General features: G+C 63.8%; 27 protein-coding genes. 16 read left to right on the top strand and 11 right to left on the bottom strand.

The features are described 5' to 3' along the window. Positions 1–152 precede the first annotated feature (152 nt). Together E8M79_RS03875 and E8M79_RS03870 are read left to right on the top strand one after the other, a co-directional pair. Positions 153–1,097: a DMT family transporter gene (locus E8M79_RS03875; protein ID WP_171015695.1), complete on the top strand. Its 945-nt coding sequence runs from the start codon at positions 153–155 to the stop codon at positions 1,095–1,097. Between the two features lie 112 nt (positions 1,098–1,209). Beyond that, complete coding sequence (locus tag E8M79_RS03870; protein ID WP_137150600.1) at positions 1,210–2,337, top strand: hypothetical protein; 1,128 nt, start codon at positions 1,210–1,212, stop codon at positions 2,335–2,337. Positions 2,338–2,394: 57 nt separating this feature from the next. Here the strand turns inward: E8M79_RS03870 and E8M79_RS03865 are convergent, their stop codons facing one another. Continuing rightward, complete coding sequence (locus E8M79_RS03865) at positions 2,395–2,982, bottom strand: hypothetical protein (RefSeq protein ID WP_137150599.1); 588 nt, start codon at positions 2,980–2,982, stop codon at positions 2,395–2,397. A gap of 126 nt (positions 2,983–3,108) precedes the next feature. On the opposite strand from E8M79_RS03865, the gene E8M79_RS03860 reads away from it, so the two are divergent. The 3 genes from E8M79_RS03860 to E8M79_RS03850 all read left to right on the top strand — a co-directional run bounded on the left by E8M79_RS03860 (position 3,109) and on the right by E8M79_RS03850 (position 4,881). Next, a complete protein-coding gene (locus E8M79_RS03860; protein WP_137150598.1) occupies positions 3,109–3,558 on the top strand; it encodes a universal stress protein in 450 nt (149 codons plus the stop codon). Between the two features lie 96 nt (positions 3,559–3,654). Beyond that, complete coding sequence (gene ppa / locus E8M79_RS03855) at positions 3,655–4,191, top strand: inorganic diphosphatase (RefSeq protein ID WP_137150597.1); 537 nt, start codon at positions 3,655–3,657, stop codon at positions 4,189–4,191. Between the two features lie 75 nt (positions 4,192–4,266). Further along, a complete protein-coding gene (locus tag E8M79_RS03850) occupies positions 4,267–4,881 on the top strand; it encodes a chloramphenicol phosphotransferase (protein ID WP_137150596.1) in 615 nt (204 codons plus the stop codon). Between the two features lie 13 nt (positions 4,882–4,894). On the opposite strand, the gene E8M79_RS03845 is transcribed toward E8M79_RS03850, so the two are convergent. Both E8M79_RS03845 and E8M79_RS03840 read right to left on the bottom strand, forming a co-directional pair. Next, positions 4,895–5,446 carry a dihydrofolate reductase family protein gene (locus E8M79_RS03845; protein ID WP_137150595.1) on the bottom strand — a complete coding sequence of 184 codons (552 nt, stop codon included), beginning with the start codon at positions 5,444–5,446 and terminating at the stop codon, positions 4,895–4,897. Between the two features lie 269 nt (positions 5,447–5,715). Then, positions 5,716–6,096, bottom strand: coding sequence for an endonuclease domain-containing protein (locus E8M79_RS03840; protein WP_137150594.1), 381 nt, complete (start codon positions 6,094–6,096; stop codon positions 5,716–5,718). Positions 6,097–6,499: 403 nt separating this feature from the next. On the opposite strand from E8M79_RS03840, the gene E8M79_RS03835 reads away from it, so the two are divergent. Together E8M79_RS03835 and E8M79_RS03830 are read left to right on the top strand one after the other, a co-directional pair. Continuing rightward, positions 6,500–6,823 (top strand): hypothetical protein, encoded by a 324-nt coding sequence (locus E8M79_RS03835; RefSeq protein WP_137150593.1) that lies wholly within the window; start codon positions 6,500–6,502, stop codon positions 6,821–6,823. Positions 6,824–6,829: 6 nt separating this feature from the next. Further along, positions 6,830–7,177, top strand: a complete 348-nt coding sequence (locus E8M79_RS03830; RefSeq protein ID WP_137150592.1) for a hypothetical protein — start codon at positions 6,830–6,832, stop codon at positions 7,175–7,177. 52 nt (positions 7,178–7,229) lie between these two features. Here the strand turns inward: E8M79_RS03830 and E8M79_RS03825 are convergent, their stop codons facing one another. From E8M79_RS03825 to argC, 4 genes are all read right to left on the bottom strand, one after another. Continuing rightward, positions 7,230–9,374, bottom strand: coding sequence for a sodium-translocating pyrophosphatase (locus E8M79_RS03825; RefSeq protein WP_137150591.1), 2,145 nt, complete (start codon positions 9,372–9,374; stop codon positions 7,230–7,232). A 332-nt stretch (positions 9,375–9,706) separates the two neighbouring features. After that, complete coding sequence (locus tag E8M79_RS03820; protein WP_137150590.1) at positions 9,707–10,033, bottom strand: DUF167 family protein; 327 nt, start codon at positions 10,031–10,033, stop codon at positions 9,707–9,709. Between the two features lie 6 nt (positions 10,034–10,039). Next, a complete protein-coding gene (locus tag E8M79_RS03815; protein WP_137150589.1) occupies positions 10,040–10,342 on the bottom strand; it encodes a YggT family protein in 303 nt (100 codons plus the stop codon). Between the two features lie 299 nt (positions 10,343–10,641). Further along, complete coding sequence (gene argC / locus E8M79_RS03810) at positions 10,642–11,595, bottom strand: N-acetyl-gamma-glutamyl-phosphate reductase (protein ID WP_137150588.1); 954 nt, start codon at positions 11,593–11,595, stop codon at positions 10,642–10,644. A gap of 140 nt (positions 11,596–11,735) precedes the next feature. Here argC and deoD point away from each other — a divergent pair, with 140 nt between their 5' ends. The 3 genes from deoD (at position 11,736) to E8M79_RS03795 (ending at position 14,203) form a co-directional block, all read left to right on the top strand. Then, entirely contained in the window at positions 11,736–12,446 is a 711-nt protein-coding gene (gene deoD, locus E8M79_RS03805) for a purine-nucleoside phosphorylase (protein ID WP_137150587.1), read from the top strand. A gap of 8 nt (positions 12,447–12,454) precedes the next feature. Next, the gene (locus E8M79_RS03800; protein ID WP_171015694.1) at positions 12,455–12,982 is read left to right on the top strand and encodes a GNAT family N-acetyltransferase; all 528 of its coding nucleotides are present in this window, start codon (positions 12,455–12,457) and stop codon (positions 12,980–12,982) included. A 411-nt stretch (positions 12,983–13,393) separates the two neighbouring features. Continuing rightward, the gene (locus tag E8M79_RS03795; protein ID WP_137150585.1) at positions 13,394–14,203 is read left to right on the top strand and encodes a hypothetical protein; all 810 of its coding nucleotides are present in this window, start codon (positions 13,394–13,396) and stop codon (positions 14,201–14,203) included. A 2-nt stretch (positions 14,204–14,205) separates the two neighbouring features. Here E8M79_RS03795 and E8M79_RS03790 read toward each other — a convergent pair whose 3' ends face one another. After that, entirely contained in the window at positions 14,206–14,697 is a 492-nt protein-coding gene (locus E8M79_RS03790) for a DUF488 domain-containing protein (RefSeq protein WP_137150584.1), read from the bottom strand. A 363-nt stretch (positions 14,698–15,060) separates the two neighbouring features. Here E8M79_RS03790 and E8M79_RS03785 point away from each other — a divergent pair, with 363 nt between their 5' ends. The 3 genes from E8M79_RS03785 to E8M79_RS03775 all read left to right on the top strand — a co-directional run bounded on the left by E8M79_RS03785 (position 15,061) and on the right by E8M79_RS03775 (position 17,613). Continuing rightward, positions 15,061–16,428: a hypothetical protein gene (locus tag E8M79_RS03785; RefSeq protein WP_137150583.1), complete on the top strand. Its 1,368-nt coding sequence runs from the start codon at positions 15,061–15,063 to the stop codon at positions 16,426–16,428. Continuing rightward, entirely contained in the window at positions 16,425–17,240 is an 816-nt protein-coding gene (locus E8M79_RS03780; RefSeq protein WP_248304876.1) for a hypothetical protein, read from the top strand. Before E8M79_RS03785 ends, E8M79_RS03780 begins: the two co-directional genes overlap by 4 nt. Before the next feature lie 88 nt (positions 17,241–17,328). Further along, complete coding sequence (locus E8M79_RS03775) at positions 17,329–17,613, top strand: hypothetical protein (RefSeq protein ID WP_137150582.1); 285 nt, start codon at positions 17,329–17,331, stop codon at positions 17,611–17,613. Here E8M79_RS03775 and E8M79_RS03770 read toward each other — a convergent pair. Both E8M79_RS03770 and E8M79_RS03765 read right to left on the bottom strand, forming a co-directional pair. Beyond that, on the bottom strand, positions 17,610–18,821 hold the full coding sequence (locus tag E8M79_RS03770) for a GGDEF domain-containing protein (RefSeq protein WP_137150581.1): 1,212 nt from the start codon (positions 18,819–18,821) through the stop codon (positions 17,610–17,612). The two genes, E8M79_RS03775 and E8M79_RS03770, sit on opposite strands and share 4 nt — an antisense overlap. A 93-nt stretch (positions 18,822–18,914) precedes the next feature. Continuing rightward, complete coding sequence (locus tag E8M79_RS03765) at positions 18,915–19,925, bottom strand: LLM class flavin-dependent oxidoreductase (RefSeq protein ID WP_137150580.1); 1,011 nt, start codon at positions 19,923–19,925, stop codon at positions 18,915–18,917. 175 nt (positions 19,926–20,100) lie between these two features. Here E8M79_RS03765 and E8M79_RS03760 point away from each other — a divergent pair, with 175 nt between their 5' ends. Continuing rightward, positions 20,101–20,736, top strand: coding sequence for an acyloxyacyl hydrolase (locus E8M79_RS03760; protein WP_171015693.1), 636 nt, complete (start codon positions 20,101–20,103; stop codon positions 20,734–20,736). 92 nt (positions 20,737–20,828) lie between these two features. Further along, positions 20,829–21,422, top strand: coding sequence for a hypothetical protein (locus E8M79_RS03755; RefSeq protein WP_137150578.1), 594 nt, complete (start codon positions 20,829–20,831; stop codon positions 21,420–21,422). A 3-nt stretch (positions 21,423–21,425) separates the two neighbouring features. Here the strand turns inward: E8M79_RS03755 and E8M79_RS03750 are convergent, their stop codons facing one another. After that, on the bottom strand, positions 21,426–22,616 hold the full coding sequence (locus tag E8M79_RS03750) for an NAD(P)/FAD-dependent oxidoreductase (protein WP_137150577.1): 1,191 nt from the start codon (positions 22,614–22,616) through the stop codon (positions 21,426–21,428). A 384-nt stretch (positions 22,617–23,000) separates the two neighbouring features. Between E8M79_RS03750 and E8M79_RS03745 the strand changes: the two genes are divergently transcribed. After that, positions 23,001–24,044: an aspartate-semialdehyde dehydrogenase gene (locus tag E8M79_RS03745; RefSeq protein ID WP_137150576.1), complete on the top strand. Its 1,044-nt coding sequence runs from the start codon at positions 23,001–23,003 to the stop codon at positions 24,042–24,044. The last annotated feature ends 41 nt before the right edge of the window (positions 24,045–24,085 follow it).

Raw genomic sequence — 24,085 nt, 5'->3', positions numbered from 1 at the left:
AATCCTCATGCGCACGACCACCATTTTGCTTAGCATCTGGCTTTCTGGCTCCTCTTCGGACCGGAACGAGCGCTGACGCCAGCCCTTCGTCTCACCGGTCCGCCAATGGCGGTCGGTGACTGACAATGGCGGACCTCTTCAGGAACCGCCTCATGTCTTCGACCACCCCGCCCGCCACCACCGCCAATGATCCGCTCGGCTATGGATTTGCCGTCGGCGGCGCGATCCTGTTTTCCACCAAGGGCATCTTCATCAAGCTTGCCTATGGCGAGGGCGTCTCCACCGAAATGCTGCTCAGCCTGCGCATGCTGGTGGCGCTGCCGGTCTATCTGGTGGTCATGCTGACCATTCTGCGGCGCGAACCCCGGCTGCGCGGCCTGCTGACGCCACGCCTGGTGCTGGCCAGCATGGCCGTGGGCATCCTGGGCTACTACATCTCGAGCTATCTCGATTTCCTGGGGCTCAACTTCGTTTCCGCCCAATATGAGCGGCTGGTGCTGTTCACCTATCCCTTCTTCGTGCTGCTGTTCGGCGTGTGGTTCTTTGGCGACCGCATGGTCTGGCGCGTGGTGCCGGCCATGCTGGTGTCCTATGCCGGGCTGCTGGTGATCTTTGGCTGGAACCTGGCGATCAATCCCGATGGCCTGGTGACCGGCACGCTGCTGGTCCTGGGCTCGGCCATCACCTTTGCGCTCTATCAGCACCTGGCCAAGCGGCAGATGCTGGTGCTGGGCTCGGCCCTGTTCACCTGCATCGGCATGTCCACCGCCGCCGTGGCCGGCATCGCGCAGAACCTGATCCTGGCCGGCCCCGCCAGCTATGGTGCGCTATCGCCTGAAGTGTGGGCCTATGGCCTGGCGCTGGGCCTGTTGGGCACCGTCTTGCCAAGCTTTCTGATGAATGCCGGCATGGCCCGCATCGGCGCACGCGCCACATCCTCGACGGCCGCCTTTGGTCCGCTCGTGACCATTGTCATCGCCGTCTGGGTACTGGGTGAGCCTTTTACGCCCTATCACGCACTGGGTACCGCCCTTGTGCTGGCCGGATCGGTGCTGTTCAGCCGGGCCGAACGCCGCGCCCGCCAGGCTTCGGGCTGAACGCCCGGTTAAGCCTCGGGGCGATTCTTTGGCGCCGGGGCTGTTGGCCGCCCAAAAGCCGCTCTAGTGTGGTGGCAGGAGACTGCGGACCGTTTAACGAGGGGACATCATGATGACTTTCAGGACACTGCTCGCGCAGACTGCGCTGGGACTGGTATTGCTGGTTGGTGGCATGGCACCGGCCCTAGCACAGCCGACCAATCCGCCGGCGCCGGGCACGGCCAGCACGCCCGACATCGACTTTGGCGATGACACCAGCCAATGGGCCAATGATGGCGAGTGCGACGATCCGCGCTTTGCCGGCACGGGCGCGGCCACCGAACTGCTGGAGGCCGACAAGGGCCATGACGCTACCGACTGCAAGGCCGCCGTTACGGCCGGCACGGTGACCCTCAAGGACGATGCCACCGCGGCCACCCCGGCTGATACCACCACTGCCGACCTGCCCGATTTCGGCGACGACACCAGCGAATGGGCCAATGACGGCGAATGCGACGATCCGCGCTTCTCCGGCACCGGCTCGGCCGCCGAGCTGCTCGACGTCGACATGATGCATGACGCCACCGACTGCCGCACCGCCTATGAGAACGGCACGGTGATCCTGGCGGGCGACGGCATCGAGCCACCACCGGCCGACGTGGCCACGGTGCCCGGCGCCGGGCTGATCAGCCGTATCAATTTCGGCGATGATTCCGGCGAATGGGCCAGGGACGGGGAATGCGACGACCCCGACTTCACCGGCCCCGGCATGACCGCCAAGCCCTCGCCGGAGAGCCGCATGCGCGACGCCACCGACTGCCAGGCTGCCTTTGACATCGGTACCGTGACGCTGCGCCTGCCCGGCACCAGCGATGTGCCGGCCTTCGACTATGGCACCGACACCAGCATCTATGCCAATGACGGCGAATGCGATGACCTGCGCTTCACCGGCCCGGGCACCGACAAGAAGCTGCTGAGCGAAGATATGGGCGCCGACGCCAGCGATTGCCGCAGCCTTGAGGCCGACGGCCAGGTCAGCATCCGCACCGTCTATACGCCGCAATATGTGGCCGGCGCTCCCTATGACAGCAGCGGCATCGAATTCGGCGACGACGACTCCAGCTATGCCAATGACGAGCAGTGCGATGACCCGCGCTTTGAAGGCCCCGGCGCCGCCTCGGTGCTGCTCGACAGCGACAATGGCCATGACGCCAGCGACTGCCGTACCGCCTATGAAGCCGGCCGGGTCGTGCTGCGCTAGGCCGACCGCCACACGCTAACACTGCAACGGCGGGGGCGACCCCGCCGTTTTTTTTGCCTACCAGGCGGCGAACGTGCCCGGCGTGGCGATGGTGTCGGTGGCGCAATCGAAATCGCCGGCCTTGTCGGCCGCCGCGCGCGCCAGCTCATTGGCATCGCTGTTGGCCCGGGCATCGACATAGGCGATGTGGCAGGTGTTGCCCGGCGCCAATTGGGTCACCACCAGCACCTGACCGCTGTTTTCCCCCGTCTCGGGGTCTGCCAGATGATAGCGCACAATGGTGGCCACGGGCATCCAGCGGCCGGAGGCATTGCTCAAGCGCCATTCGAGCTTGGCGCCAAGGTTATTGAACGGCGGCGGGGTCTGGAACGGGCTGTCGACATCGATGTTGAAGCCATAGCGGATGCCATAGCGGAGATCGCCTTCGCTGACTTGCACCGGATAGCCCTTGTAGCCCGGGCAGGCCCAGATAACGCTGAAGTCGTCGGCCTCCAGCACCAGGCAAGCGGTGTCGAGGTTAAGATCGGTATAGGCGCTGGTAAAGCCCGACTGGGCCAGCGCCGGCGCGGCGCCAAGGCCGATGCCCAGCGCCAGGGCTGACAGCACGATGGATTTGAGGCGCCCCCGGGGGCGGGACTGGGACATGGTTCGACCTCCTCGAGCGCAGTGACAGGGCGGCGCATCCGCCCGATGATCCAGATCAATGTGACGCCAACGCGGCCATGGCAAGCTCTGTTGCATCAGGCTTTGTCGCCCAAGGAGGCCACGCCCATGTTCACCACCCTTTTGATTGCCACCGACGGATCGGAACTGAGCAACAAGGCCCTGGCGGCCGGACTGGACCTGGCCCGCCTGCACGGCGCCACGGTCACCATCATGACGGCCACCGACCCGGTGAGCACGGCCCTGGGGGCCGGCGGCTTTGGCGCCATGGACGCCGGCCCGATCCTCGATCAACTCGATGCGGCCTATGCCGCCCAGGCGACACAGGTGCTTTCGGCCGCTCGCGACATCGCCGACAAGGCCGGCATTGCCGTGCAGACCATCCATGTTCCCCAGCAGCGCCCGGCCGACGCCATCGTGCAGACGGCGTCCGAGCGCGGCTGCGACACCATCGTCATGGGCTCGCACGGCCGACGCGGCATCCAGCGCATGCTGCTGGGCAGCCAGGCCGCCGAAGTGCTGGCGCGCGCCACCATTCCGGTGCTGATCGTGAAATAAGCATGGGCCGCTTGCGCTAAATTGCCTTGCCTTTGGGGGGCGTATTGGGCAGAACCTGCCCCTGTTCCGACCCCTCTTGTGAACGGCACATAGCCCATGAATATCGACGCCATTGCGATCGGCAAGAACCCGCCCGACGACCTCAACGTCATCATCGAAGTCCCCATGGGCGGCGAGCCGATCAAGTACGAGATCGACAAGGCCAGCGGCGCCCTGTTCGTCGATCGCTTCCTCTATACGCCCATGCGCTACCCGGGCAATTACGGCTTTGTGCCCCACACCCTGTGCGGTGATGGCGATCCGCTCGACGTGATCGTGATGAACTCCCGCCCGCTGGTGCCCGGCGCCGTGGTACGCTGCCGCCCCATCGGCGTGCTGTTCATGGAAGACGATGGCGGCCAGGACGAAAAAATCCTTGCCGTGCCGGTCTCCAAGCTCACCAAGATGTATGACGCCATTCAAGATATCGGCGACATGCAGGAAATCCAGGTCGAGCGCGTCAAGCACTTCTTCACCCACTACAAGGATCTCGAGCCCGGCAAATGGGCCAAGATCAGCCATGTTGGCGGCTATGAGGACGCCAAGAAGGTGATCCTCGACTCCATCGCCCTGGCCGAGGCTGCCAAGAAGTAAGCCGGCAAGACGCTGGCGAGCCAAGTTCTGAACGGGGGTGAGCAATCGCCCCCGTTGTCGTTTGAGGGAAAGCGCATGACTGGTCGCATCGTCATCCTCAATGGCGCCCCGCGCGCCGGCAAGTCGTCCATCGCTGCGGCCATGCAGACCGACCTGCCCGGCCACTGGATCAACCTCGGCGTCGATGCGCAGAACCGCAGCCTGCCGCCGCATCTGCGGCCCGGCATCGGCCTGCGCCCGGGCGGCGAGCGCCCCGATCTCGAACCCATGGTCCGCCCGCTGTTCCTGGCGCTCTATGCCAGCATTGCCGCCCATGCCCGCGCCGGCTTTGACGTGGCGGCCGATGTTGGCCATCACGACCACTATTCCCAACCCCTGGGCATCCTGCGCGAATGCGCCCGGAGCCTCCATGGCCTCGATGCGCTGTTCGTCGGCGTCCATTGCCCCATCGAGACCATCATGGCGCGGCGCAATGCAGATGCAGACAGCCTGTATGTTAAAGGCGAGGGCGTGCCGGCGCCGGTGCAGCGCTGGCAGGATGCGGTGCATGTGCCGGGGATCTATGACCTCGAAGTCAATACCGGCGCCATGACGCCGGCGGCCTGTGCCCAGGCGATCGGCGCGGCGCTGGCCGCCCCGCCGCGCCCCAGCGCGTTTGCGCGCCTGGCCGAAATCGGTCCGACGCCGTGACGCGGCGGCGCGTCTAGTCCGCCTTGCGATAGGTCGAAACCACATTGCCCTTGGTGGTCACCACGCTGCGCACCAGATCGAGCCGCGTGGTGGGATCATCGGGCTCGAACAAATGCCGACCCTCACCAGCCACCACCGGATGGGTGATCAGCGTCAATTCGTCCATCAGGCCCGCGAACAGCAATTGCCGCACCAGCGAAATGCCGCCCATGGCGGCAATCGTGCCGCCAGGCGCCGCCTTGAGCGCCCGGACATGTTCGAGCAGGTCGCCATAGATGAGATGGGAATTGGACCAGGTGAGGTCCGCCTGGGTCAGCGAGCTCGACGCCACATGCTTGGGCACACCATTGATGAAATCGGCAAAATCGCCGTCCTGGCTGGCGGTCGGCCAATAGCCGGCCCATTCCGACCAGCCCACGCGCCCCATCAGCACCAGATCGGTCTCCACCTGGATGGCGGTGAGCATCTCGCCCAGATCATCGTCAAAGCGATCGAACTGGAACTTGTAGGGCGCTTCCACCACGCCATCGACGGAATGAAACAGGCCGGCCATCACTTTGCGCATTATTGAAATCTCCCAAGGCTGCGGCCCGTCCCACAGAAGGGCCATTCGATAGCATGACGAACGGGGCACGGCGATTTCGACAGGTTCGCGCGCAGACGAGCGCGCCGGCCGGCCGCTGTCGGCGCCCGGGTGATGGATGGGCGGGCCCGGGGCGGGGAGATGGGGATAGGTCTCGATATCGGGGCTCTCTTCACCCCCTCCTAGCCTCCCCCATCAAGGGGGAGGTACGGCTCCACTCTTGGGCAGCATCACGTTCAACCCACCGGGTTTCACCTCCCCCTTGATGGGGGAGGTCGGGAGGGGGTGATGCCGCTTGCGTCCAGCGCCGCGGCGACCGCGAGAAAGACCGCATCATCGCTTTCCAGCACGTCGAGATTGTCGAAGCGCAGCAGGCGATAGCCCTGGCTTTCGAGGAAGGCTGTTCGCACCGCGTCGCGGGCGATTCCGTCGTCGGTATAGTGGCTGTCGCCGTCGATCTCGATGATGAGCTTGGCCCGGTGGCAGACAAAATCCACCACATAGCGCCCAATCGGCGCCTGCTTGCGAAAGTGCCAGCCGGCCTGGCGCAGGGGATGGATCAGCAGCCAGAACTTGACTTCGAATGGCGTCGGTTGCTGACGCAAGGTTCTGGGCAGCGATGGCCTGGGCATGGCTGACTGGTCCTGGCTGTCCTTTCACGTGGGGCAGTCGACACCCGATTGCTGGGAGGGATCAAGGGGAGCGTCATTGATATCGGGGCTCTCTTCACCCACTCCTAGCCTCCCCCATCAAGGGGGAGGTACGGCTCCACTCTTGGGCAGCATGTTGGCCAACCCATTGGACACCACCTCCCCCTTGATGGGGGAGGTTGGGAGGGGGTGACGCCGCCATCGTCTGGCGCCTTGCTTCGAAATACTATGGGCAACCGATGGTCCCTCAGTCGCTGCCTTTCGGAGACCTAGAAGTCCGACTCAGGGCGATAGCAGCCATCGATTCAGACCAGACCATAAATTCGCTGCCCCACTTATGCCCGCCTTCAACATTGCCCCTATGCTAATTGCAAGGAGGCCGGTCATGAAGCACACGCAACTCAAGACAATGCAGCAACTCGCGCGCGCCAGGCTGACATTTGCCATGATTTCACTGGGCAGATCACTGGTGAAATATAGTCCAGATCAGCCTCGTGTTCCGGCCGGCGATCCAACAGGCGGCCAATGGACGCGAACGCGCGTTGCCGGCAAGTGGAATGAACGCAATCGCCAGGACTGCGAGGTCCAGTATGAGACCGATATGTTTCAGTGTAAATTTATCGTCAGCTGGCGTGCCTGCCAGAGCCAAGCCATGGTCAGACTGGTTGCCTGCATGAAGGGCGATCCGCTTCCCTCATTCAACTATTGATGTGCCATGATTATTGCTGTTCGTACGCTCAACATCAATTCAGCAGGCAAGGTGACACCGGTTGACGTGCGCATCTTCATGCCGGAAGCCGATGACCATGTCTTCATCTGTCGTTATGAGATCGACTGGCCCGACGGAACGATCGCCAGCCGTGCCCAGGGCAACGACATGGTGGAGGCCCTGCATCTGGCGCTGCACAAGCTCGGCAGTGAAATGTACATGTCACGCTATCACCATGAGGGCACCCTGAGCTGGAGGCCCGGATGGGTAGGCTACAATTTCCCGCTCCCCAAGAACGGTCGCGACCTGCTGATCGGGGATGACCAGCGCTTCTTCGGCCTTGATGAAAAATAGGCCCGGAGCGCATGCCCCGGGCCTTCTTCATTCCAGTCCAGACGCCGTATGGTCAGCCCAGATGGGCCAGCACGGCCAGCAGCAAGAGCGCCACGATATTGGTGATCTTGATCATCGGGTTGACGGCGGGGCCCGCCGTGTCCTTGTAGGGGTCGCCGACGGTGTCGCCGGTGACACTGGCCTTGTGCGCGTCGCTGCCCTTCATGTGCTTGACGCCATGGCTGTCGGTGAAGCCGTCTTCAAAGCTCTTCTTCGCATTGTCCCAGGCGCCGCCACCGGCGGTCATGGAAATGGCGACGAAGAGCCCGGTGACGATGACGCCCATCAGCATGGCGCCCAGGGCCGAGAAGCCCGCGGCGGCCCCGGCGATCCAATAGATCACGAAGAACACCACGATCGGGCTGAGCACGGGAAGCAGGCTCGGCACGATCATTTCCTTGATCGCCGCCTTGGTCAGCATATCGACGGCCCGGCCATAGTCGGGCTTTTCGGTGCCGGCCATGATGCCCGGCCGCTCCTTGAACTGGCGGCGGACTTCGACCACCACCGACTGTGCGGCGCGACCGACAGCCGTCATGCTCATGCCGCCGAACAGGAACGGCAGCAGCCCACCAAACAGCAGGCCCACCACCACATAGGGGTCGGCCAGCGAGAAGGTGAGCGTGCCCATGCCCTTAAAGATCGCCGGGGCATCGGGCAGGCCCGAGAAGTAGATGAGGTCCTGCGTATAGGCGGCGAACAGAACGAGAGCGCCCAGACCCGCCGAGCCAATGGCATAGCCCTTGGTGACGGCCTTGGTGGTATTGCCGACAGCGTCGAGCGCATCGGTATTGTGGCGCACGGCCTTGTCGAGCCCGGCCATTTCGGCAATGCCGCCGGCATTGTCGGTGACCGGACCAAAGGCGTCGAGCGCCACCACGATACCGGCCAGGGCCAGCATGGTGGCGACGGCAAAGGCGATGCCGAACAGGCCCGCCAGATTATAGGTGACGATGATGCCGGCAATGATGACCAGCGCCGGCAGGGCGGTGGACTCAAGCGATACCGCCAGGCCCTGGATCACATTGGTGCCATGGCCGGTGACCGAAGCCTCGGCAATGGAATTGACCGGGCGCCGATTGGTGCCGGTGTAATATTCGGTGATGACGATGATCAGACCGGTGATGACCAGGCCCGCCACGCCGCACCAGAACAGGCTCATCGGCGTAAAGGTCTTGTCATTGGCGGCAATGGACACATTGAGATCGCCAAAGACGAACCACAGCACCGGCAGCAGCGCCACCAGCGACAGCACGCCCGTGGCAATGATGCCCTTGTAGAGCGCGCCCATGATGTTGTTGTCGGCGCCCAGCTTGACGAAATAGGTGCCGATGATCGAGGTGACGACGCAGGCGCCGCCGATGGCCAGGGGCAGCACCATGCCCATCAGCCGGAACGGCTCGGGCAGGATGATGGCGGCCAGCACCATGGTGGCCACGATGGTGACCACATAGGTTTCGAAGAGATCGGCCGCCATGCCGGCACAGTCGCCGACATTGTCGCCCACGTTATCGGCAATGGTGGCCGGGTTGCGCGGATCATCCTCGGGAATGCCGGCTTCGACCTTGCCCACCATGTCGCCGCCCACATCGGCACCCTTGGTGAAGATGCCGCCGCCCAGACGGGCGAAGATGGAAATCAGCGAAGCGCCAAAGCTCAGCGCCACCAGCGCATCGATGACCACGCGGTCATTATAGGCAAAGCCCAGCACCTGGGTGAGGACGATGAAATAGAGCGTGACACCCAATAGGCCCAGGCCCGCCACCAGCATGCCGGTGACCGCGCCGGACTTGAACGCCAGATCCAGCCCATTGCCCAGCGAGGAAATCGCCGCCTGGGCCACGCGCACATTGGCCCGCACCGACACATTCATGCCGATAAAGCCCGCCGCGCCGCTCAGCACCGCGCCCAACAGGAAGCCGATGGCGGCATAGATGCCCAGCAGGAAAAAGGCGGCGATCAGGATGACCACGCCCACGATGGCGATGGTGGTATATTGCCGCTTGAGATAGGCCGAGGCGCCTTCGCGCACGGCCGCCGAAATCTCCTGCATGCGGGCCGAGCCGCTGTCGGCGGCCAGCAATTGCTGCGTGGTGATCACGCCATAGACGATGGACAGAGCGCCGCATACGACGATCAGCCAGAGTGCCAAAGTCATAGAAAGTCCCTCTAGATGTTCCTCCAGGGACTCAACGCTGACCCGGCCGGGTCCTCCAACCCGTCGCGGGACGCCCTCCTTAGAGCCCCCTCCGACTATCGAGATTAGCCGGATTGCTTGGTTAAGCAATGGAGAATGCGATGAATTGTCGCGGGGGGCACGGGCGAAGATCGAGGCTGTGGCGCCACCCCCTCCTAGCCTCCCCCATCAAGGGGGAGGTCTCTCTCCACTCCTGGGGCAGCATCGGGTTCAACCCACCAGACGGCACCTCCCCCTTGATGGGGGAGGTTGGGAGGGGGTGATCTACGGCAGCGATTGCTCCGGCCTGCGCCTCAAGCGGGCGTCGCCAAAGCGGTGATCGCATGAACCAGCGCCGGACCATCGCCGGCCACGGCCAGCGTCTTGAGCCGGGCGGTGTCGCCGCTGGTGACGTTGATTGACGATTTGGGCACGCCGAGCGCCTTGGCCAGCACGACGATGACGGCTGCCGTGGCCTTGCCCTTGTCGGGCACCGCCTTGACGCGCACGCGCAGCACGGCGGTGCCATCATCGCGGATTTCGACGCCCTCGATGCCGTCGCGGCCGGCATTGGGGGTGACGCGAACAAAAAGGCTCAGCCCCGAAGGGCTGAGCCGATAGCAGAGCGGCGTTGCTGTCACGGCCGATCAGAGGCCGGCGCGCGCCACGGCGGGATAGACATAATAGCCGATCAGCTGCTGGATGAAGAAAATCAGCAGGAACGCCACCAGCGGGCTGAGATCGAGCCCGCTCATATTGGGCAGGAAGCGGCGGATGGGGCGCAGCACCGGCTCGGTGAGCTGGTTGAGCACGCGCCACAGGCCTTCGACAAAGGCATTGCGCGTGTTGATCACGTTAAAGGAGATCAGCCAGCTCATGATGATCATGGCGATCAGGATCCAGCGATAGAGATCAAGGATCACAAGGATGATGTCGAGCACGGCGCGCATGGGCGTCTCCGGAACAAAAACTGTGCTTTATCTAGTGGGTAGCGGCCCCGGCCACAAGAGAGCCAACCCAAAAGCATGAAGACCCCGCTCCGGTCGCACGGAACGGGGCCTCAATGACTTTGGATCCGGTACGCAAAACTAACTCTCCGGACGGCGCCATCAATGCACGAACCGTGCCAGTCGCCCCGGGGCCCGCAAACCGGGCCTCAGATGTTAAAGCCCTGTGAATTCTCGCAATTTGCGGGCGGCCAAGCGATGCAGAATGCGAGGCGCCTTGCAATTTGCGAGAAGCGCCCCGCCTAGGCGGCGAGGCTTTCGCGGGCGTTGACGCCCAGCATCAGATTGAGATTTTGCACCGCAGCGCCCGAGGCGCCCTTGCCCAGATTGTCATAGACCGCCACCAGCACCGCCTGGGCGCGCGCATCATTGGCGAAGACATGCAGGGTCAGCGTATTGGTGCCGTTATGCGCCTGGGGATCGAGCGCCGGCGTCTTGCCCAGCGCTTCGTCATAGGGCGCAACGACAACGAAGCTGTCGGCGATGGCAGCGAAATGATCGGCAATGGCGGCATGCAGCTCGCGCCCAGTGGGCACGCGCGGCAGCTGGCCGAGCTGCAGCGGCACAAACGTCGTCATGCCCTGGGCGAAATCGCCCACGGTGGGCACGAAGAGCGGCGCGGTGGTGGTGCCGGTATAAAGCGTCATTTCCGGCACATGCTTGTGCTGGAAGGTGAGGCCATAGGGCATGAACTGGCTGGCGGAGTCGCCGGCCGCCTCATATTCGGCAATCATCTGCTTGCCGCCGCCCGAATAGCCGGAAATGCCATTGTAGCTCAGCGGATAATCGGCCGGGATCAGCCCGGCGGCGATCAGCGGCCGCACATGGGCGATCAGCCCCTGCGGCCAGCAGCCGGGGTTGGAGACAAAGCGCGCGCCGGCGATCAGCGCCGACTGGCCCTTGTCCATTTCGGCAAAGCCATAGGCCCAGGCCGGATCGACGCGATAGGCGGTCGAGGCATCAATGACGCGGGTGGTGTCGTTCTCGATCAGCGACACGCTTTCCTTGGCCGCATCATCGGGCAGGCACAGGATCGCCACATCGGCCGCATTGAGCAGCCGCTTGCGCTCGTCCATGTCCTTGCGCTTGTCGGCGGCAATGGACAGCACCTCGAGATCGCGACGACCAGCCAGGCGCTCGCGGATCTGCAGACCCGTGGTTCCGGCTTCCCCGTCGATGAATATCTTGGCGACCATTGGCGTTTCTCCCGTCTGGGCGTCGTAAATGGACCGCGATGGTGACGAGGTCAAGACACCCAGGGCCGCTGCCGCCGCTTGCCGATCCGCCGCGCCAGTGGCAATGCTTGGGCCAAACGACACCAGCAAGGACGAACACCATGACGCCGCACAACCACGCCAAAGCCGGTGACTATGCTGAGGCCGTGCTGCTGCCCGGCGATCCGCTGCGCGCCAAATGGATTGCCGAGACATTCTTTGACAATCCCAAACTGGTCAATTCGGTGCGCAATTGCCTTGGCTATACCGGCACCTGGAAGGGCAAGCCCATCTCGGTGCAGGCCAGCGGCATGGGCCAGCCCTCGCTGTCGATCTATGTGCATGAGCTGATCAACACTTATGGCGCCAAGACGCTGATCCGCGTGGGCACCTGCGGCGGGCTCAATGCCAAGGTGAAGGTGCGCGACCTGGTGCTGGCGCAGGGCGCCTCGACCGACAGCTCCATCGTCAAGGGCCGCTTTGGCGCCTTCAATTTTGCCCCGCTCGCCGATTTTGGCCTGCTGCGCGCCGCCGCCGACAAGGCCGAGGCCGCCGGCATGCGCTATCACGCCGGCAACATGCTCTCGAGCGACATCTTCTACCATGCCAATGGCATGGCGGGTTATGACACCCTGCCCCAGCACGGCGTCATCGGCGTCGAGATGGAAGCGGCGGCGCTCTATACGCTGGCGGCACGCTTTGACGTGCGGGCGCTGACCATCTGCACCATGACCGACTGCCTGATCACCGGCGAGGAAATCGACGCCGAACAGCGCCAGACCTCGCTGCGCGACATGGTGACCATCGCCCTCGACGTCGCCGTCGAAGCCTGAGCACCGCCGTGAGCATCACCCTGCGCCCCGGCGGCCCGGCGGACGCCGACGCTGTCGCGGCGCTGCACAACCGCGTCTGGCAGGTGGCGTTTGCTGAGCTGGCCCCGCCCGAGGCGCTGGCAAAGCTTGACCTCAACAGTCGCCAGGCCAAATGGCGGCGCGTGTTGGCCGAGCCCGTGCCCGACCAACTGGTGCTGCTGGCCGAGGACAAGGGCGTTCTGGTGGGCATGGCCGCCACCGGCGCCTCCGATGACCCGGCCTTTGGCGGACGGGCGGAAATCCACTCGGTCTATGTCGATCTCGGCCAACAGGGGCGTGGCATCGGCGAAAGCCTGCTGCGCGGCCTCGCCCGGCATTTGCGCTCTGTGGGTCGCGACGCCGCCGCGCTCGACGTGGTGGAGGGCAATACCGGCGCCGCCCGCTTCTACCAGCGCCTCGGCGCCCGCGAAATCGCCCGAACCATCGACCCTGGCCCGATCTGGAAATCGAACAATGTCATTTATGCCTGGGATGGGCTGGATGGGCTGATTGGGTGAGAGCGTGGCGGGGCGAGGGGAATGGCCGAGGACGCTGTTGGCTGCAGGACGTGGCCGATCCGAAGTGGCGTGCGGACTGGCGGCTCCTAGCTGGCCGGCGTGCGAAGCACAAATCTAGGTTAGTCCATTACCTTCAGCTTTGGGCACTCCAGTTCGATCATTCGAGATTGCAGAAATGCGGCAGTGGTCGATGCAGTTCCTCGGGCGCGGATGAGAATCCTGCCAAGCATAAACCTGCGCTAGAGAAGCAACTGCAGACAGCCGTCAGAGCACTGGTGCGTCGACAAAGCAAATGCCAATATTCGCTGTATTTTTCTGCGTCAGTTCAATCAGCAGGATTGACTTGCAGTCAGCGCCCTGGCGCAATTCGCTTCAGCCGTAGGTTAACGGTGGGTTGTCTCGGAGCAGGTCATGCCAGTCGTCGATGCCCGCATTCTCATCCTTTGCAAGACGTATCCGTCGCCCAGTGGAAAATATGCGGAGACAACTTGCGTGGCTGGCATGGACGAGACCGGCAACCTTATTCGACTGTTCCCTGTGCCGTTTCGTTTGATCGCTGAGGAAAGACGATTCAATAAGTGGCAGTGGATTAAGGCAAAGATCGAAAAGGCCAAAAAAGATCATCGGCCCGAAAGCTTCACCATCAAGACGGATACCATCGAGGGCGGGCCGGTGGTCGAGCCTGGTAAGAATTGGGGCGAACGTCGCCGCTTGCTATCTCCAGTCAAGCTATTCACTAACTTCAACGAAGTGGAGGATGCGCGCAAGAGCAATGGAACATCGCTGTCTCTGCTGAAGCCTCACAGGATTCTCGGTTTGGATATAGAGCCTGTTTCTAATCCACAGTGGACCGAAGATGACCTAGCAAAGCTGCTTGGCGGTCAGAATCAAGGAGGGCTCTTCGACAATGAAGACAAACCGTCTATCAAGACGCTGCGGAAGCTGCCGTATGACTTCTATTATAGATATGAGTGTGGTGAGGATGGTGCCACCACGGTCTTCAGGCACAAGCTAGTCGATTGGGAGGTCGGCGCGTTGTACCTGACCTGCGACCGCCTTTATGGAGCGGATTGGGAACGCCATTTCCGCGACAAGCTTGAGCGGGAGATCCCGTCAAAGGACTTGATGCTGCTGATGGGGAACCAGCACAGATTTCAGGATCAATGGCTGATCATCAGCTTGATTTACCCACCGCACCAGTTGCAAGGCGAACTCTTCTAGCTCTAGACCGCACGCTTCGGCAGCTTGTCTTGGTAGCGAACGTAGCGGGCTGGGTCGTCGCCAAAGAGGTGAAGCATTTGGTAGCCAAAGGCACCCATGCGCTCGCCGACTATGTATCGGTGACAGGTTTTCGGATCGCGCTCGAAACATAGCAGGCAGACGGCCTGATCCTGCGAAGTGAACGCGAGCTTCTCGATGGCCGCGACGGATTCTGGCTGATCGACATGTGCCGAGTAAACCGTGCGGAAACGAGCATAGTCTCCAGACTTCGCTGCTTCTCTTCCTTCTTTAGGGTCTCCAAGCTCCTGCATGGGCAGATATTTGATGCCAGCGTTCTCGAGATGAACGCGTAGCGAGTTTTTCGAGAAGCCCTTCTTGCGGGACAGCGGAACAGCCCGCACGTCGGCAACAGCTTGCACACCAACCACGGTGAGCGTCTCAATGAGCCGTTCGATGTCTGTGCCTTCATACCCGATCGTGTAGACAGTTTTCATCAAGTGCTCCTTCTACGCCAATACAATTGGCTTCGTTGGCCCCACGCTTGCACAGCCAGCGCGTCTCGATACGATATCAGTTTGCGGGCCGCCAGAGGCCAGGGGCAAATTACAGGACACCAGATTAGCGCCGCATAGGTCGAATATCGACGTTTCCTATCAGCAACTGCCCGTTCGGTGTCGGGCAGGCCAAGATGAAAGCAGGCGCCACACGGCCGGCAGGTTTTTGATTGTCGTGAAGAGCATTTCGAACGACCGAATTGACGACCCCGCCCCCCCCCCCATTAACCCCACTCCACCGCGCCCCTATTCCGCCGCCATCGCTGTGTTAACCTCCCCTTAAGCCCTGGGGGACACGCGCCGATGCAGCTCAAGCCGAATGCCTATCGTCTCAACGAGACCGTCAAGGGCATAGAGACCATGACCCGCTTTGCCCTGGCCGTGCTGGCCCTGGCCTCGGGCGTTTATACTTATCTTGGTGTGCGCGGCCTGCTCGATGGCTCGGCGAGCTTCGTGTTCTTTGCCGCCATCGTCTATTCCACCGCCGTCTCGGTGGCCATCTACGCCTTCTGGAGCTTCATGCTGCGCTTTGTGCCGCTGGTGACCAATGGCGTGCAGCGCATTGGCCTGTTCATCACCATGGCCATCGGCTGCGTGATGATCATGGCCATGTCGAGCTGGCTCAATGCGGCGGCTCTGGCCGGCTCTGCCGCGCTGGAACAGCATATGGCGGTGACCCTGCAAGGCTATGCCGAAGATCTCGACGCCGCCCATGCCAATGCACTGGCCAGCCAAAGCCTCCTCCCCGACGTGCAGCGCGCGGCGGAACGCTTTGCCGGCCTTGCCGCCGACGAACGCGAGACGGGCGCGCTGACCGGCACCACCGGCTCGGGCAGCGTGGTGCAATTGCTCACCCAGATGAGCGCGCAGATGAACCAGCTCGGCGCCAGCATCACCGGCAGCCGCGACGCCGTATCGTCGCTGTTTGAAGATGGCTCCACAAGGCTGGCCACCATGCGCGAACTGGTCTCGACGCCCGGCGCCATCGAGCCGCGCTCGGACAGTTTCCAGGCCGAGGCCGTGCAGCTCTCGGCGGTGATCGCCGCACTGCAGCAGACCGATATTGCCGCTTCCGTGAAGCGCGCAGCGGCCGATCTCTCGGCCGGTTTCATCGCCCCGGTGGCCAATGGCCAGACGGCGGACCTGGCCAATCGGCAGGATCAGGTGATGGAAACCGTGCGCGTCTCGGTAGCGGCGCAATCGGCGGCGCTGAGCACGGCGGCGGACGAAATCCTTGCGACGCCGGCGGTCGAGCAACGCCGCTTCGTGCCGCTGTCGAGCGCCGAGGCCGTGCTGCGCTATTGGCAGGATTTCATCCCGAGCTGGGCCGGCGCCATTTCCATCGACCTGCTGCCGGTGGTGCTGGTGTTGGTGCTGATGATTGTCAATGACGCCATGCGGCGGGATTCGGAATCCATGGTGGAGGCCGAGAACATCACCGCCGCCGAAATGCTGCGCGCCATGCGGCTCTATCGCCAGATGGAAGCAGCCGGGATTGATGTGGCCACCGGCCTGCCTGTTGCGCCAGGCGTAGAGCCCGCCCCTCTGCCCGAGGACAAGCCGGCGCCACTGGCGGCGACAGAACCCGCGTCGGCACCACCGGACGATGCCACGGTGACCCCGATTGACGCCGCGCAACGCAAGCGCACCGACGGCCCGCGCCCGGCATGAAGACCGCGGCCAATGCCCGTCTGCCGAGCCGCAGCGCCCCGCTGCACCGGCGGCTGATCGACCGCTTCATCGCCACCGACGATGGCGCCATCCTGCGCGTGGCCTTTTATGCCCTGCTGGCCGGCACGGCCTCGGTGCTGTTCGTCGACTATCGCGAACTGACTGGCGCGGAAGCGACCAGCCTCGCCACGCCGCTTAGGCCCATTCTGCCGCCGGTGCAGGAGGGCCCGGTGGACGGCAGCATGCCCGCGGTGACCACCGCCCCCGAAGTGCTGGAACAACCCCTCGTCATTAGCCTGGGCAGCGGCGGCGTGTTGAGCCTTGTCGGCACCATCGACCCCGGCGCCGCCGAACGCTTTGCCGCCGAACTCGATGCGCGCGGCGAATATGTGCAGTCGGTGACCCTCGATTCTCCCGGCGGCTCGGTGACCGATGCGCTGGCCATGGGCCAATTGATCCACGCGCGGGGCCTCAGCACCCGCGTCAAGGTCGGGGCGCTCTGCGCTTCGTCGTGCCCGATTGTCTTTGCCGGCGGCACCACGCGCAGCGCCAGCGCCCAGGCGGCCATCGGCGTGCATCAGATCTATGCGGCGGCCCTGGGCGAAACCAACCAGACCGGCGAACAACTGGCAGGCATGGTGATGAGCGACGCCCAGACCACCACCGCCAGCATCATTGCGCAATTGACGCAAAGTGGAATCGACCCCGCACTCTGGCTGCATGCGCTGCGCACCCCGCCCGAGCGCATGTATTATTTCACCCCGCAAGAGCTGACCGGCCTCAAACTCGTCACAGACTTGGCAGAGGATTGAGTCTGTTCGCGACCGTTTCAGCAAAGGACTGATTCGCGTCGGCCTGAGACCGAACCGGTTCGCGCACAACTTTGGAGGGGAAGCCAAAATGACTCAGACACTGACACGTCACCGCGACATCCAGAATTGGGTGAGCAATCGCCAGGGCACGCCGGCCATCGTGCGGCTGCGCAATACCTATGGCCAGGAGCGCGCCCAGCTGCGCCTGCGCTTTGCCAATCACCGCCTGCCGTCCCCGCTCGATGAGCAGGCCTCCACCAGCCCCGTCTCCTGGACGGCCTGGCTGGCCGAGCTCGACCGCCAGCAGCTGGCGCTGCAGATCGATGACGAGGCCGACGCCTTTGCTCTGGTGGAGCGCCGCGCGCCCAACTAGTTGCCGGGCGGCACCGACCGCAACCAGCTTGCCCCCAGCCGGGACGATGCCACATCGGCATCGGCCAGGCAGACCCGATTGCGCCCGTCCGACTTGGCCTGATACAGCGCCCGGTCGGCGCGGCGCAGCAGGTCGGTCAGCGGCTCGCCTGGGCGATATTGCGCCACCCCGAAGCTGGCGCTGATCGCCTGGCCCGGCGCCTGGTCGCCAATGGGGTCATGGGCAAAGCCGCTGCGGGCGCTTTCGGCGAACAGCCGCCCGGCCGCCAGATTGCCCCCCGGCAGGAGCGCGGCAAATTCCTCGCCGCCCAGCCGGCCCAGCACCAGGCGCGGATCGGCCAGCGCGCGCAGGATCTCGGCAAAGCTGACGATCACGCGATCGCCCACGGCATGGCCAAAGCTGTCGTTGATGGTTTTGAAATTGTCGAGATCGGCGACAACAAGGGTCACCGGCACGCCGGCGCGCTGTGCCGTGGCCAGCAGGCGCTCGGCGCGATCCTCAAAGCCGCGCCGGTTGAACAGGCCCGAGAGCACATCTGTCTCCGAGCGGGCGGTCATTTCCGCCATGGCCCGGCGCACCACGATCAGCAGCACTAATAGGCCATTGGCCACCAGCAGCACCGCCCCCATGGTCTGGGAAATGGCGGCATAGGTGGAGCCGATATAGGCCTGCGGCGTCGCGCCCGAACCAATGGCCGCCGCCAGGAGCGGCTTGGCCAGGAACTGCAGCCCGGCCAGCGCCGACAACACCAGCAGCAGCAGGTCGAGCGCCCCGCGCCGCGGCGCGCGCAGGATGACCACAACGCTGAGCGCCTGCATCAGGCCATAGGGCAATTGATAGAGCAGGGCCCGCAGCAGCGAGCCGCGCTCCATGCCGATGATCAGCACGATGGTGACCAGCGCCCCGCCCACCACCAGGCCCAGCAGGCGCCAGGGCGGCGTGATCTCATAATGCCGGGCCAAGCCCACCACATTGAGCGCCTGGGCAAACAGGAAGGCGCAGAAGATGCCGATGCCCACCAGGCGCGGATCGCTCTGCCAGGGCAGGATGAACTCGAGCAGGCCATCGAAAATGCCGATGCCATAGGCCGCCGCCATCCAGCGCGCGCTGGAATTGGCGCGCGTTGTCATGGCGACTACAGCAAAGGCCGTCGCGAATATGCCGGCGACACTCATATTGATCGCCAGGACGAAGACAGCCGCGCTCATCTGCAGTCCGCTTTTATACTGCGCCCATGATAGGTTCATGGCCACCAATGAGACGTTAACGAAGCAGCAACCGTCGCCAGATCTGCGCGCCCATCAATCCCTTGGCGCGATGCCGAAGGCCTCGGCGACCAGGCCATAGGACCGCCGGCGCAGCGCATAGGAATGGATGGTGGTGGTGATCATCACCTCATCGGCCTCTGCCGCTTCGGCCTTTTCGGCGATGGTGTCGCGCACGGTCTCTGGCGAACCCACGATCCACAGGCTCGACTGGTGATCGATCACCGCCTGCTGCTGGGCGGTCAGCACGCGGGCATGCGCCTCCTCCGGGCTCATCAGCTTGCGCTGCTCGCCGGTGGTGAACAGCGCCCAGCTCACCGCCTGCGAGCGCGACAGATATTGCGCCTCTTCATCGGTCGGCGCGCAGATGACCGAGACGCACAGGATCGTGCGCGGCGCCGGGAAAGCTGCGCTGGGCACAAAGCCGGCGCGATAGGCATCAAAGGCGGGCCCGGCCGGGGTATGGCTGAAATGGGCAGCAAAGGCATAGCCCATGCCCAATTGCCCGGCCGCCTGGGCGCTGGCGCCTGAAGAGCCCAAGAGCCACAGCGGCGGCAGGCGCACGCCGCCGGGCGACACCGGCACGCGCGAAAACGGATGCTCGGGCGGAAAGCTCTCCTCGTCAAAGGCCATCAGTTCGGCCAGATAATTGGAGAACTCCTCGCCACCGCCACTGCGCAGCGCCCGCATGGCATAGCCATCGCCGCCCGGCGCGCGGCCCAGGCCGAGATCGATGCGGCCGGGATAGAGCGCCTCGAGCGTGCGATAGGCTTCGGCAATGCGCAGCGGCGCATGGTTGAGCAGCATCACCCCGCCCGAACCGACGCGGATGTGGCGCGTGTGGGCGGCGGCACTGCCGATGAGGATTTCCGGCACCGACGAGGCAATCGAGGGCATGCCATGGTGCTCGGCATACCACAGCCGCGTATAGCCCAGCCGGTCGGCCTCCTGTGCCAAAGCGATGGTTTCGGCCATCGCCTGGCTGGTGCTGGTGCCCTCGGCAATGGGGGCAAGATCCTGCAGGGAAAGGGCAAAGGGGGCAGCCATGGCAATCACCGGTCTGAAAACACTGCGCCCCTTCTATCGGCAAATTGCGATGAAAGCGAGACGTGAAGCGCGCCGGCCACGCTGGCGTAACAAATCCTACATCAGGCCATGCGCAAGATTGACTCCGCCGCCGGTCTGCGGCTTTTACTGTGGGCTCAGTCCGGAGAAACCACTCGTGTCCAAACTGCACGTCCTTGCTGTTGCTGTGTTGCTGGTGTTCGGCGGGGTCGCCACGGCCCAGGCCCAGACCTTGAACCAGGCACAGGTGCTCAGCCAGGACGCCAGCGTGATGGCGCCGTCGCCCTTCGCCAATGTGGTCAGCGAAGTGCGCCTCGGGCTGAACTACCACATGGCCTATTACACCATGCTGCCGCCGCTTGATCCGCGCAGCCTCTATCTCACCCGGCTCGAGGACGTGTCCTTCGACGTGCTGTTCACCACGCCGGACCTCGATGTGTTCCGCTGGCTCGGTTCGCCCCGCCCCGAGATTGGCGCGACGATCAATACCCTTGGCGAAGACAGCCTGCTGCATGCTGGCCTGACCTGGACCGTGCCGCTGTTTGACAGCCCGTTCTATTTCGAAGGCACTTTTGGTGCCGCAACGCACAATGGCTATCTGAGCAATGAAGCCCCGGCCGGCCGCCGCAAATATGGCTGCCGCGTCAATTTCTATGAACGCTTCGGCCTGGGCGTCAACGTCAGCGACAATATGACGGCGACCCTGGCCTATGAGCACATGAGCAATGCGGGCCTGTGCGACTACAATGCCGGCATTTCCAACCTCGGCCTCAAGCTCGGCTGGAAGTTCTAGGGCTTTTAGCCCCTCCGACCGGGCGGCAGCGTTAACGCCCGGTTAGCAGCAATTTGAACTAAATCTTGCTCACCAGCGCCCCGCAGCGCCCTATGGCGCCTCCAATCGAGGAGGCCAAGGCCATGATCCGCATCGTGCTGACGAGCCTGCTCACCCTGCTGGGGCTGCTCTGCGCCAGCCTGCCGGCATCGGCGCAGGTGAACCTGCTGCCCGAAGTCCGCGCCGGCATTTCGGCGCGCGGTATCGACGGCGGCGGCAATCTGCTTGATCCCAATCGCATTGCCGACGCCAATGTCGAACTGCTGTTCGCCCCGCCCGGCATCAACCTGCTCAACCTCACCGGCGAAATCCGCCCGCATATCGGCGCCACGATGAATTTCCGCGGCCAGGATTCCTATGGCTATGCCGGCCTGAGCTGGACCTTTTCTGCCCCGGCAATGCCAGTGTTTGTCGAGGCGAGCCTGGGCGGCGTGGCCCGCACCAGCCTGATCTCGGCCCCGGCCAATGACCCCAGCCGCAATTTTGGCTGCGCCATTGGCCTGCGCGCAGCCGGCAGCATCGGCATCAACCTGCCGGCGGGCATGGCACTAATCACCACGCTCGAACACCTGCCCGACTTCGGCACCTGCGGCACGCCGGCGCGCGCCAATACCAATCTGGGCGTGCGGCTGGGCTTTCGCTTCTAGGGTTTAGGCGGCCTGGCCGGCGGCATAGCCCGAGGCCCAGGCCCACTGGAAATTATAGCCACCCAGCCAGCCGGTGACATCGACCACTTCGCCCACGAAATAGAGCCCCGGCACGTCGCGCGCCGCCATGGTCTTGGCGTCGAGATCGCGGGTATCAACGCCCCCCAGCGTCACTTCAGCCGTGCGATAGCCTTCCGAACCCACCGGCTTGAGCGTCCAGCCCTTGAGCCGGGCTTCGACCAGCGCCAGCTTCTTGTCGGAAAAATCCCCCACCATGCCACTGAGATCCAGCTCGTCGCCGAGGAGCTGCGCCAGTTTCTTGGGCAGCATGCCAGCCAAGACGGTCTGCAATTGCAGCTTGGGCGTAGCCTGGCGCGCCTGGCGCAACACCTCGCCGGCATCCTGATGCGGCAGCAGATCGACCGCAATGCTGTCGCCCTCGCGCCAATAGGACGAGATCTGCAGGATCGCCGGGCCCGACAGCCCGCGATGGGTGAACAACAGGGCCTCTTCAAACGCCGTCTTGCCGTGGCTGACAATGGCATCGGCAGCAATGCCGGCCAGCGCCTTGAGCCGCTCCAGCGCCCCGGTCTCAAAGGTGAGGGGCACCAGGCCCGGCCGTGTCTCGACGAGGCGCAGGCCGAACTGCTCGGCGAGCTGATAGCCGAGACCCGTGGCGCCCATCTTGGGAATGGACTTGCCACCGGTGGCCACGATCAGGCTCTCGCAGGTGATCGACGATGTGGTCAGCTCAAGCGCAAAGCCGCTCTCGGCCTTGGCCACGCTTTCGACGCCGGTTTCGAGCACCAGCGTCACGCCGGCCTTGCGCATCTCGCCCAGCAGCATGGTGTTGATCTGCGTCGCCGGCCCGTCGCAGAACAATTGGCCCAGCGTCTTTTCGTGGAAACTGATGCCATGCTCGCGCACCATGGCGATGAACATCTCGGGCGTGTAGCGGCTGAGCGCCGACAGGGCAAAGCGCGGATTGGCGCTCAGAAACCGGTCGCGCCCGCGCTCGGTGGTGGCATGCACATTGGTGAAATTGCAGCGCCCGCCGCCCGAAATGCGGATCTTTTCGCCGGCATATTGGCCATGGTCGACCACCAGCACCGAACGGCCGCGCTGGCCGGCCTGGATGGCGGCCATCATGCCGGCGGCACCGGCGCCAACAATGACGACATCATAATGAGGCATGGCGGGCTCCTGGACTGTTGCGGCCCGGTCTAGTGCAAGCGGGCGGCCCTGCCAACCGGCACATGCGCATATGGCGCGGTCCGCCGGCAGATCGGGCTACCAAAGGCGGCCACAGCAGGTCATTGACTATTTCCTATTTCGGCGTATGACTTCGCCTGCTTTCCAACCAAAGCAGTCATTTTATGCACAGCATGATCGACATTGCGACCATCGCAACCACCCGGCTCACCGCCGGTGGCGTCGCTGCGCTTATGACCAAAACCACCAAAACCGCCTGACGCTTTTCCCCGGGTCGTCTCCCGACGGGGAGAGGCCGAAAACCGAATGGCCGCAAGCCAAGGCTTGCGCGGGGGCGAAGATGGTAAGGGACTGGAGTTCCAACAAATGGGTTATCGCGTCGCCGTCGTCGGTGCCACAGGCAATGTGGGCCGTGAAGTTCTCAACATCCTGGCTGAACGCAAGTTCCCGGCCGACGAGGTGGTGGCGCTGGCCTCCTCGCGCTCGATTGGCCGCGAAATCTCCTATGGCGACAAGATCCTCAAGGCCAAGAACCTTGACGATTTTGACTTCAAGGGCGTCGACTTTGCCATCATGTCGGCCGGCTCGACCATTTCCAAGGACTGGGGGCCGCGCATTGCCGCCTCCGGCTGCATCGTGATCGATAATTCGAGCTTCTGGCGCTATGATTCCAACGTGCCGCTGGTGGTGCCGGAGGTGAATGGCGACGTGCTCAAGGCCTGGCTGGCCAATCCGACGCGCCTGAACATCATTGCCAACCCCAATTGCTCGACCGCCCAGCTGGTGGTGGCGCTCAAGCCGCTGCATGACTTTGCCAAGATCACCCGCGTGGTCGTCTCGACCTATCAGTCCGTCTCCGGCGCCGGCAAGGAAGGCGTCGACGAGCTGTGGAACCAGACCAAGGGCATTTTCGTCAACGACAGCCCGGGCAATGGCACCAAGTTCCCCAAGCAGATCGCCTTCAACGTCATCCCGCACATCGACGTCTTCATGGAAGACGGTTCCACCAAGGAAGAGTGGAAGGTGATGGCCGAGACCAAGAAGATCCTCGATCCCAAGATCAAGGTGACCTGCACCGCCGTGCGCGTGCCGGTGTTCGTGGGGCATTCGGAAGCGGTCAATATCGAATTTGCCAACCCCATCTCGGCCGACGAGGCCCGCGATGTGCTGCGCGAGGCGCCGGGCGTGTCGGTGATCGACAAGCGCGAGCCCGGCGGCTACGCCACCCCGGTGGAATGCGTGGGTGAATATGACACCTTCGTCAGCCGCATCCGCGAAGACGCCACCATCGAAAACGGCCTCAACATCTGGGTCGTCTCGGACAATCTGCGCAAGGGCGCGGCGCTCAACACCATCCAGATCGCGGAAACGCTGATCGAACATGGCCTCAAGCCCCGCAACGCGGCCTGACCTGACCACGGGCACCGCAGCCTCACGGCTGCGGTGCCCGT

This window comes from Devosia sp. FKR38 (assembly GCF_005222805.1).
Taxonomy (GTDB): Bacteria; Pseudomonadota; Alphaproteobacteria; order Rhizobiales; family Devosiaceae; genus Devosia.
Note: the sequence above shows the minus strand (reverse complement) of the source record. Positions and strands in the feature narration are given on the sequence as shown.

Excerpts from the sequence above, each read along its gene's own strand:
- E8M79_RS03875 (WP_171015695.1), top strand. The coding sequence starts at position 153 with ATGTCTTCGACCACCCCGCCCGCCACCACCGCCAATGATCCGCTCGGC.
- E8M79_RS03870 (WP_137150600.1), top strand. The coding sequence starts at position 1,210 with ATGACTTTCAGGACACTGCTCGCGCAGACTGCGCTGGGACTGGTATTG.
- E8M79_RS03865 (WP_137150599.1), bottom strand. The coding sequence starts at position 2,982 with ATGTCCCAGTCCCGCCCCCGGGGGCGCCTCAAATCCATCGTGCTGTCA.
- E8M79_RS03860 (WP_137150598.1), top strand. The coding sequence starts at position 3,109 with ATGTTCACCACCCTTTTGATTGCCACCGACGGATCGGAACTGAGCAAC.
- ppa (WP_137150597.1), top strand. The coding sequence starts at position 3,655 with ATGAATATCGACGCCATTGCGATCGGCAAGAACCCGCCCGACGACCTC.
- E8M79_RS03850 (WP_137150596.1), top strand. The coding sequence starts at position 4,267 with ATGACTGGTCGCATCGTCATCCTCAATGGCGCCCCGCGCGCCGGCAAG.
- E8M79_RS03845 (WP_137150595.1), bottom strand. The coding sequence starts at position 5,446 with ATGCGCAAAGTGATGGCCGGCCTGTTTCATTCCGTCGATGGCGTGGTG.
- E8M79_RS03840 (WP_137150594.1), bottom strand. The coding sequence starts at position 6,096 with ATGCCCAGGCCATCGCTGCCCAGAACCTTGCGTCAGCAACCGACGCCA.
- E8M79_RS03835 (WP_137150593.1), top strand. The coding sequence starts at position 6,500 with ATGAAGCACACGCAACTCAAGACAATGCAGCAACTCGCGCGCGCCAGG.
- E8M79_RS03830 (WP_137150592.1), top strand. The coding sequence starts at position 6,830 with ATGATTATTGCTGTTCGTACGCTCAACATCAATTCAGCAGGCAAGGTG.
- E8M79_RS03825 (WP_137150591.1), bottom strand. The coding sequence starts at position 9,374 with ATGACTTTGGCACTCTGGCTGATCGTCGTATGCGGCGCTCTGTCCATC.
- E8M79_RS03815 (WP_137150589.1), bottom strand. The coding sequence starts at position 10,342 with ATGCGCGCCGTGCTCGACATCATCCTTGTGATCCTTGATCTCTATCGC.
- argC (WP_137150588.1), bottom strand. The coding sequence starts at position 11,595 with ATGGTCGCCAAGATATTCATCGACGGGGAAGCCGGAACCACGGGTCTG.
- deoD (WP_137150587.1), top strand. The coding sequence starts at position 11,736 with ATGACGCCGCACAACCACGCCAAAGCCGGTGACTATGCTGAGGCCGTG.
- E8M79_RS03795 (WP_137150585.1), top strand. The coding sequence starts at position 13,394 with ATGCCAGTCGTCGATGCCCGCATTCTCATCCTTTGCAAGACGTATCCG.
- E8M79_RS03790 (WP_137150584.1), bottom strand. The coding sequence starts at position 14,697 with ATGAAAACTGTCTACACGATCGGGTATGAAGGCACAGACATCGAACGG.
- E8M79_RS03785 (WP_137150583.1), top strand. The coding sequence starts at position 15,061 with ATGCAGCTCAAGCCGAATGCCTATCGTCTCAACGAGACCGTCAAGGGC.
- E8M79_RS03780 (WP_248304876.1), top strand. The coding sequence starts at position 16,425 with ATGAAGACCGCGGCCAATGCCCGTCTGCCGAGCCGCAGCGCCCCGCTG.
- E8M79_RS03775 (WP_137150582.1), top strand. The coding sequence starts at position 17,329 with ATGACTCAGACACTGACACGTCACCGCGACATCCAGAATTGGGTGAGC.
- E8M79_RS03770 (WP_137150581.1), bottom strand. The coding sequence starts at position 18,821 with ATGAGCGCGGCTGTCTTCGTCCTGGCGATCAATATGAGTGTCGCCGGC.
- E8M79_RS03765 (WP_137150580.1), bottom strand. The coding sequence starts at position 19,925 with ATGGCTGCCCCCTTTGCCCTTTCCCTGCAGGATCTTGCCCCCATTGCC.
- E8M79_RS03755 (WP_137150578.1), top strand. The coding sequence starts at position 20,829 with ATGGCGCCTCCAATCGAGGAGGCCAAGGCCATGATCCGCATCGTGCTG.
- E8M79_RS03750 (WP_137150577.1), bottom strand. The coding sequence starts at position 22,616 with ATGCCTCATTATGATGTCGTCATTGTTGGCGCCGGTGCCGCCGGCATG.
- E8M79_RS03745 (WP_137150576.1), top strand. The coding sequence starts at position 23,001 with ATGGGTTATCGCGTCGCCGTCGTCGGTGCCACAGGCAATGTGGGCCGT.